Genomic DNA, 5,984 nt, shown 5'->3' with positions numbered 1-5,984 from the left:
CCGAGGGTCTTTAATTGCGGCAAAACAGTCCTTCAGACGCTGACTCAGAGCGCTCGCTTCCAGAGTTTTCCGACGGTTCTTTCCTTGAGTCAGCGTGGGAGCAAATCCTTGGGACATGAGAGGGTCGCGAATCAGTGGGACAACAACTATCATCCTCTAAAAGTCCTCTCCAGGGAAGGAAAGCTGACAAATTGTCATGCCTCTTGCCTACACCTTATACTAAATCTGGTTATTAAAAACTGATTATTTATTCCCTTTTGCCTTTTGCCTATCCTCCTAAGTAGCCTATACTCAACGGATTTAATATCATTACTTGTCTTAGATGTCTGTATAATTTGCTACATTTTTACATACGCTTACCCTGGGGTGATAGGGTTTTGGGCTTCGGCCGTGAGATCAGCGTTCGACTGAGCGTTCGACAAAAGCTCACGCCGAAGTCTCACGCCGAGGTCCGAACGGGTGATAGGGTGATGAGACAGCTTCCCCACTTCCCCACTTGCCCATCTCCCCAATTCATAATTTATAATTTATAATTCCCACTTCCCCAACCCCAGACAGCCCCTAGGGATGGCAGTGTCAGCATTAATTATTCTCGATCGAGCCACAAAGGGTAAAATTTGGGAAACACTGCAATACACTGGCAGTCAACGGGGCTAAAAACACGCTATTTTATTAACCTATACTAATCGCGCTTTAGGAGTCAGCAGTTTTCATGGATTCCGTGATAACCCTCCAATGTCAAAACCTAACCTGTCTATCCCCCAACGCCCTCACTAATAGATTCTGTGAAAAATGCGGTACTCCTTTAGTTAAGCGCTATTTATGGATGATGGGTGATTGGGTGAGAACCTATTATCGTCTGGGTGAGCTAATTGATAATCGTTATTTGGTCAAACAACCACAAATTGTTCTTGATACTAAACCCGCTCAAGCACCCCAAGCGCCAGACGAACCTCCTAGCTGGGTTTCCCTCTACCTAAAATTGTTACCCTTCCGTCTCCACATTCCCCAAGTCTATGGCTATATTCCCAGTCCCGATGAACGCTTAGATATGGACATCTGGCTGTTAGAATACGGCACTATTCCCCTCGATGAAACGGGAGAATTAATTTATCCGCAACTATTGCCCACTCTGGCCGAGGTTTGGTCGCAAGCTTCCGATTTAAGGCAAATTCACTGGTTATGGCAAATGGCCAAACTCTGGCATCCCCTCCAGAAAAAAGCTGTGGTCTCTAGTCTGCTCAACCCTTCTCTGACCAGAGTGAATAATCAACTGCTGCAATTGCTAGAATTAAGTAAAGACGAGGCTACCACTCCCAATCTACGAGATTTAGGGACCCTGTGGACCGGTCTGATCCCGACGGCAGCCGCTAATATTCAAGATTTTCTCGCATCCCTGACCCAAGAGCTAGAATCCGGTGATCTCGATCGCCCGGAATCCCTGATCGCTATGCTCGATTATGCACTACAGCACTACGGTGCAGGTCAAGAACGCACCTATGAGATTTTTACCTGCACCGATACCGGTCCGCTGCGGGAACACAACGAGGATGCCTGTTATCCCCCGACTAATCAGGCCATAACCCTGGCCCATAGTCAAAATCCCCTGGTAATCGTCTGTGATGGCATCGGCGGTCAGGAAGGGGGCGAAATCGCTGCTCAATTGGCGATCGAAACCCTGAGTAGGGAAATTAATCACAGTCCCACGAGCGATATTGAATTCTATCCCGATAGTCACAGTCTTGTCCTCGAACAGGCGATTCGTGTCACCAATGATCTGATCAGTCAACGCAATGATCGGGAATTAAGACAAGATCGTCAGCGCATGGGTACTACTCTAGTTATGGCTTTTGCCCATGCCCAGGAAATGTACGCAGCCCATGTGGGGGATTCCCGTATCTATTGGATTACTGCCCAGGGTTGTCATCAAGTGACGGTGGATGATGATCTCGCTGACCGGGAAGTGAAATTAGGCTATCTCCTCTATCGTGATGCCATACAGTATCCCAACGCCGGGGCCTTGGTGCAAGCTTTGGGGATGGGTAGCGCCACTAATCTCCATCCCACAGTTCAGAGGTTGATTGTTGATCAAGATTGTGTTTTTCTGCTCTGTTCCGATGGTTTGAGTGATTATGATCGGGTAGAACAATACTGGGACAGTGAAATCGTGCCTCTTTTGCAAGGGGAGAAAACTGTAACCGCCGTGGGGGAAAGTTTATTACAACTAGCTAACCAGAAAAACGGTCACGATAACTCCACCATCGCCCTAGTTTATTGTCGGGTAGTTCCTGCGGCTGAACCTGTCACGCCTTTAGTTTATGCTCAGGCCAAAGAACGGATTATTGCCAATCTTAATGACCAAGATTTTGATCCCAGCGGGGACACCTGCCCCGGAGAAGAAGTGGTGACGTCAATACCCACTTCCACCCCTGCATCTTCTTCTCTTTCTAGTCCTACCTCTCCCCCTGCGCGTACTAGCGTTTCACCTCTAGTCCTAGCAGCGATCGCTGTCGGGGTCTTCGGTTTGCTGGTGGCGATCGCTTGGCAATTCCTGAGTCGTCATCCCGCTTCCAATCCATCGATTTCTCCTGCACCTGTCACAGGTCCTAGTCCCACGACCGGGACAACACCTCCCGCACCTGTCACCAGTCCGAGTCCCACGACCGGGACAACACCTCCTGCACCTGTCACAGGTCCTAGTCCCACGACCGGGACAACACCTCCCGCACCTGTCACCAGTCCGAGTCCCACGACCGGGACAACACCTCCTGCACCTGTCACAGGTCCTAGTCCCCCCAATCCCTAATTCATAATTCCTAATTCCCACTTCCCCACTTCCCCACTTCCCCACTTCCCCACTTCCCTATATGTGGCTGAAGATTAATCGGCTTGTCGGGGGTTGCCAGAGCGAGTTAAGATAAAATGCCTGATTAACTGCCGAGTCTATCATATATGGTTGATGCTGCCACGTTCCCCTCCGACACCTCCGCGATCATTGATGCCTTTGAAACGCCTCTAGAGTTTAACTTTCAACTGCCGGATCCCGAAGATGAAACCATCCAAGATCATGATTTTCAGCAGCAACTGGATTCTTTTTGGCAAGTCTGCGATCGCTTTGATTTGCAAACGGAAATCTGGCGGGGGCGAATTTTGCGAGCTATTCGCGACCGGGAGAAGCAAGGCGGTGATAGTCGGGGTACAGGCTTTTTAAACTGGTTAAAACAGCGAGAAATCACTAAAAGTCAAGCTTATGCTCTGATTCAATTGGCTAATAGTGCCGATACTCTCCTGGCGGAAGGACAACTGGATCCCGATAGTATCAATAAGTTTAGTAAACGCGCCTTCGTAGAAACGGCCAAATCTGCCCCCGAAATTCAAAAATTAGTCAGTGATGCGGCCCGACAAGGGGAGAGAATTACCCGTCGGGAGGTGAAGCAATTGGCCGATGAATGGACGGCTATGAGTTCAGATTTACTACCCGATGAAGTGAAGGAAAAGGCCAGCGATGGCAGTTTACCGGCGCGTCATCTCGCTCCCCTAGTGAAAGAATTAGAAAAGTTACCCGATACTCATATCGACACTCTCCGTCAAGAAATCGCCGCTAATCCCGATGTAGATACGGTAAAACTAATCACCTCGGAAGCACGCAGTTTAGCTAAATATCTCGACGCGGCGGCCCAAGTACAAACTCTCCGACGGGGTAATTTAGATATTGAAATGGCTCTAGAAGAAGCGTTGCGCGTCGATTGTCTAAATACGGCGGCGGATCTGGTTAAACAAGCCACACAATTAGAGCAGGCCGTGGCTAAACTTTATACTACTTGGAAACGTTTAGGTAGTTTGTCCGATCGCCTCTATGTGGATACGGGAGCAAGTAATCCCCATCTGCGATCGATGTTAACCTGTTTAGAAAGTTTAACCAGTGAAGTGATCGAAGTAGAACTGGATGAAGGTGGGCAAAAAATGGTACGTTTACGCATTATCAGCGATGGGGGAAGTTAGATGGGAATTATGAATTATGAATTATGAATTATGAATTGGCAAGTGGGGAGACTTTTCAGTGAGCAGTAATCAGTTATCAGTGGGAAGTGGAGAGCAAAAAGCGTTCGACAAAAGCTCACGCCGAAGTCTGATGGCTAAAAAGCTGATAGCTTGCTGCTATAATTTCTGAATATCCTCAAATTTTATGAAAACTTATTAACAGATACTTGACTTTATGCTAAAAATCAAGGAAAAAAAACCAATAATTAGCATCGGTTCCATAACTGCGGCGATCTTGCTCAGTTTAACCCTAATTCCTGCCGCTATGGCCAAGGATGTCCTTCTGAGAGTGGGCATTGTCCAACGTTTTGGCGATGAAGCCAAGGAAAAATTAACCCTGAGTAGTACCAGTGGTGATAATCTCACCCTGCGCGTGGTGGGAGAAGATGGCCAATCCCAAACTCTGCAAACCAATCGCCTACAATTAGAAGTTATTCCCCGTCCCCTCGCTTCTCCCATCCTCCAAGAAAAAGTCATTTTGAGCGACCACGCCACTTTTGAAACCGCCGAAAATAGCGCCAAAAATTGGGCAAAAATGGGCATTAAAGTAGAAATTACCCAACCCGGACGCTGGCAGGTTTGGGCAAAGCGAGAAGTTTATGAAAATCCCCTAGTGCGACGTTGGTTGCTGACCAGTTTGCAAACCAAAGGCCACAATCAACCCTATATTAATAGTGTTTTACTCAAAGAAAAGCCGCAAGTTTCTTTCCAGATCAACGGGGTGCGCTATTTTCCCAAAGAATTAGAAATCGAGAGCCAAAAAAACCTGATTCAAGTTACTCATAGCCCCAATCAGGTGCGTTTGTACGGGGGAACCATGCGCCTACAGCCCAACGCCTACGGCACTTTTACCCTAGTTAATAACGTTCCCCTCGAAACCTACCTGCGCGGGGTTGTACCCCACGAAATCGGTCATGATGCCCCGGAAAGTGCCACCCGGGCGCAAACTATTATCGCCCGCACCTACGCCCTCCGCAATCTGCGCCGTTTTCAAGCCGATAATTACGAACTCTGTGCCGATACCCATTGTCAAGTTTATTATGGATTGACGGGAACTAATCCCCGGGCTGATCAAGCGATCACGGCCACGCGAGGCCTAGTTTTAACCTACCAAAATGAGTTAGTGGATGCCCTTTATTCCTCCACCACCGGCGGGGTAACTGCCCTCTTTAGTGATGTGTGGGATGGGGAAGAAAGACCTTATCTCCGGGCAGTGGTGGACTCCCCTAATCGAGTCTGGGATCTGTCGAAACAATCCCTCGCTAATGAGACAACTTTTCGCCAGTTTATTAATCTTAAAGATGGTTTTAATGAGACAGGCCGAAGGGTTTTTCGCTGGCAAAAACAAGCTTCTTTAGCTGATTTGAGTCAAGACCTAGAAACCTATTTAACACGCAGAAAACATCCCCTTGCCCACTTCCAGAAAATTCAATGGATGGAAGTGACTAAGCGCTCTCCTTCCGGTCGGATTCTGACTATGACTATTCAAACCGATAAGGGGATTTTGGAACTGCATAAAAATGAGGTGCGTAGTGCCTTAGGACCGCCTCGCAGTACCCTATTCTACATCGATCCTATCTACGATACCAATCGACAGATCCAGGGTTATAACTTTATTGGTGGCGGTTTCGGCCACGGGGTAGGATTAAGTCAATTTGGTTCCTATAATTTAGCCCGTTTGGGTTGGTCTCCTGAACAAATTCTCGCTTTCTATTATCCCGGCACTATCATCCAACCTCTCAATAATTCGATTGTCTTTTGGCGAGGAAATTAATCAGTTATCAGTTATCAGTTATCAGTTATCAGTTATCAGTTATCAGTTATCAGTTATCAGTTAAGTAGGTAGGCACAATTATTTGTAGGATGGGTTAGCGGTAGCGTAACCCATGCGGGCGTTGGGTTTCATGCTTCAACCCAACCTACGTTTATTTTATATTTAATTC

At 47.5% G+C, this 5,984-nt stretch carries 3 protein-coding genes; all 3 read left to right on the top strand.

What is annotated here, in order from left to right; genetic code table 11:
- The first annotated feature begins 712 nt into the window (after window positions 1-712).
- The 3 genes from ACE1AQ_RS06915 (at window position 713) to ACE1AQ_RS06905 (ending at window position 5,815) form a co-directional block, all read left to right on the top strand.
- Window positions 713-2,806: a PP2C family serine/threonine-protein phosphatase gene (locus ACE1AQ_RS06915; protein WP_110543357.1), complete on the top strand. Its 2,094-nt coding sequence runs from the start codon at window positions 713-715 to the stop codon at window positions 2,804-2,806.
- A 146-nt stretch (window positions 2,807-2,952) separates the two neighbouring features.
- Window positions 2,953-4,002 carry a hypothetical protein gene (locus tag ACE1AQ_RS06910; protein WP_110543355.1) on the top strand — a complete coding sequence of 350 codons (1,050 nt, stop codon included), beginning with the start codon at window positions 2,953-2,955 and terminating at the stop codon, window positions 4,000-4,002.
- Between the two features lie 214 nt (window positions 4,003-4,216).
- Window positions 4,217-5,815 carry a SpoIID/LytB domain-containing protein gene (locus ACE1AQ_RS06905; protein ID WP_110543353.1) on the top strand — a complete coding sequence of 533 codons (1,599 nt, stop codon included), beginning with the start codon at window positions 4,217-4,219 and terminating at the stop codon, window positions 5,813-5,815.
- Window positions 5,816-5,984: the final 169 nt, after the last annotated feature.

It is taken from the genome of Microcystis sp. BLCC-F209, from assembly GCF_041928595.1.
Lineage (GTDB): Bacteria > Cyanobacteriota > Cyanobacteriia > Cyanobacteriales > Microcystaceae > Microcystis.
Note: the sequence above shows the minus strand (reverse complement) of the source record. Positions and strands in the feature narration are given on the sequence as shown.

Bases quoted from the DNA above. Each gene is read 5' to 3' on its own strand.
- ACE1AQ_RS06910 (WP_110543355.1), top strand. From the start codon at position 2,953: ATGGTTGATGCTGCCACGTTCCCCTCCGACACCTCCGCGATCATTGAT.
- ACE1AQ_RS06905 (WP_110543353.1), top strand. From the start codon at position 4,217: ATGCTAAAAATCAAGGAAAAAAAACCAATAATTAGCATCGGTTCCATA.
- ACE1AQ_RS06915 (WP_110543357.1), top strand. From the start codon at position 713: ATGGATTCCGTGATAACCCTCCAATGTCAAAACCTAACCTGTCTATCC.